At 65.6% G+C, this 2,406-nt stretch carries 3 protein-coding genes; all 3 read right to left on the reverse strand.

Features of this window, described 5'->3' with window-relative positions; genetic code table 11:
• Positions 1-531: 531 nt before the first annotated feature.
• Positions 532-939 (reverse strand): helix-turn-helix transcriptional regulator, encoded by a 408-nt coding sequence (locus VGM51_14875; GenBank protein HEY3414319.1) that lies wholly within the window; start codon positions 937-939, stop codon positions 532-534.
• Between the two features lie 501 nt (positions 940-1,440).
• Positions 1,441-1,683: a hypothetical protein gene (locus VGM51_14880; GenBank protein HEY3414320.1), complete on the reverse strand. Its 243-nt coding sequence runs from the start codon at positions 1,681-1,683 to the stop codon at positions 1,441-1,443.
• Positions 1,684-2,156: 473 nt separating this feature from the next.
• Positions 2,157-2,406 (reverse strand): hypothetical protein (locus tag VGM51_14885; protein HEY3414321.1); only part of this gene is annotated, 250 nt, incomplete at its 5' end.

Below are 2,406 nucleotides of genomic sequence, written 5' to 3' on the forward strand. Positions count from 1 at the left end.
ACAGAGTGAAACGCGGACGGACAAGAAGGCTGCCGCCTAGGTGCATTGGGGCATGTCCGGCCGACCTGCTATACACGTAGGCCATCAACAGCCCGCCGGAAGGGCGCTACGCGCTTTTCCACCAGATGCGGGACACCACCCCTGACCGAGCTACTGCGGCACTCCCGGGCTGTGGCCGAGCAGCCTGGAGACTGGCTGCCCTGGACCTTCCGGGACACGCTCGCCCGCCTCGACGTGCCCGAGCGCCGCCTCGCTGCGTAGCGCCCCCCCCCTCCACTCATCCCAGTCTCCGTCGCCCGTCCGCCGGACGGTAGCACCCCCGCTCGCGCGACCCACGCACGCTTGCCGCAAGGACACCATCAGGGCCCCGATGCGCGATGCACGTGATGCACATCGAGGGCTCCACGGGCTCTTTGGGCTCCCAGGGCTCTCTGGGCGACAAGGGTCGAACGCCCTCATTTCGCCAACATGGCCGTATTACTGATATACGGCTCATTTGTTCAGATGTTTGCCAAGGCGAGGGTCGAGGGTTCAAATTCCTTTTCCCCGGTGAAGTTCCTTGACGTACTCCAACGCCTGTTCGCGAAGGCGTCGCTGGAACTTCGGGGGAAGGCTTCGGTAGCTGTCGAGTAGGTCCTTCTCCGAGGCGCTGAGAGGGCTGCTGGGGACTTCCTTCGCGGCGAGGTCCAGTTGCTCGGCGTCGCCGGCGACGAAGCGGAAGAACTGGTCTCTCGGTACCTGGAGAATGTCCGCCCACGCGTAGATGCGCTTGGCCGGCAGGCCCTCCCGGCCGACCTCGATGTTGGAGACAGAGTTCCGCGAGGTGTAGCCGAGGGCCTTGATGATGTCGCCCTGCGACAGGCCGAGTTCGGTCCGGCGAGCGCGAACGAACCGCCCGACGCGCCTCCAAAGGGCGTTGTCCTTGGCACTCTTCGGCATCTGGCTCTCCACCGCTCTCCGGAGATATGGAACTTCCGGAGAATCATCGTTCTCCGGCGGTTGGAGGGCAAGAGAGGCCACTGTGGGCCCGATTCTCCGGTCGTGCACCCAGTTCCCGGGGCTCGGCCGAGTCAACGAACGTTCGCGTCAACGCTGGGGGCTGGGGCCGAACTACGAACGGTTACGGCCAACCGGTCGATTCTCCAGGGACCAGCGGGTCGGCGTTCGGTAAACCGCCACCTGTACGGAGCTCGAAGCCGCCCGGACAAACTCCGGGCGGCTTTTCGTTTAACTGCTGTCCCAGAGGGGAAGCCCGAGCCGGAGATCACACGCGCCGCGGAGACCCTCCGGTCGGGGGCCTCCGGAGGCCGCTCTCTGCGCTCTCCGGGGGAGATCACGGGAGAGCCGTTCAACAGCTCGGCCTGGCCGTTTAACAGCTCCTGTTAAACGCGGCTCGCGGTTCAAGTCCGCTCAGGGCCCCAGACTTCGTGCGACGCACCGTCACGCTCCTTGGGGTGAAGGGGCCACTTGAAGGCGGAATCGAAGTGGCCGATGGACCGGATCGGCAGGGTGTGAAAACCCCTCGCGATTGATTTCGGCGAGCAGCTTTTCAATTGCGCGAAGCTCGGCGCGATTCCCGCTCGGGTCGAGCGCGATGGCGATCCGGGATTTCGCCACCTGGATATTCCCTGCGGCCTTGAAGAGGTTCTGCAGGACCCGCTTCGACTCGGCCTCGGTCGCCAAGTACTGCCGCAGCCGACCTTGCCAGGCGATCCTCCGCGGTCAGCGCAGCCACAACGCACGGTGTCGACCAGCAGCTTGTACTCACGCCGGTGGCGCACGAGTTTGCCGGCCAGGTACGTCTCTTCGATGGCGATGTGGTGGGGCGTCTGGCTCAGCCCCACCTTGAGGTCGGCGAGCAGGCTCATGGTCTCGGCGATCTCGGCCTTGAAGCCGATGCGCTCTGGCGAGCCTGCCTTTGCCCGCGCCAGTTTGCAGCGCAGCTTGCCCTCTCTCTGCAGGGCGCGGTCCCGCGACCGCTCGAGGTTTCGCCGGTAGGGGTTTGGGGATGATCGTCCCGTCCGGATAGGCCTCGACCTGGCGGCTGTCGAGCTGGTCGAATCCCCAGCGCTCCCTGCCGTACTTGAAGGCGTTCTCCTGCCTCCAGCGCGAAAAAAGCTTCTGCGCCAACCAGACTGCGTCTTCGGTCGAGGACGTCAGCAGGTTGAGTTGGGCGTCTGTCGGGCATCAGCAAGCTCAGCCGGCGTACGCGCCCCCGCCCCTTGCCCAGGTACGTCCCCCGATCCAGGACCACGACGCGCTGCGGCTTCGCCGTCTTCCTCGGTCAGGTCGAGGACGGTGCCGTGGCGCTCGAAGTGTTCTCGCCCATGCAGGGGGAACGGGGCGCGCTCGTACGTCAAGAAGTCCACCCGCCCCTCGGTGAGGCCCTTGAGCTCGACCATCGCC

Source organism: Armatimonadota bacterium (assembly GCA_036504095.1).
Taxonomy (GTDB): Bacteria; Armatimonadota; DTGP01; order JAKQQT01; family JAKQQT01; genus DASXUL01.

What these genes read in the sequence shown, in the direction of transcription:
- VGM51_14875 (HEY3414319.1), bottom strand. Translation starts at nt 939, where the DNA reads ATGCCGAAGAGTGCCAAGGACAACGCCCTTTGGAGGCGCGTCGGGCGG.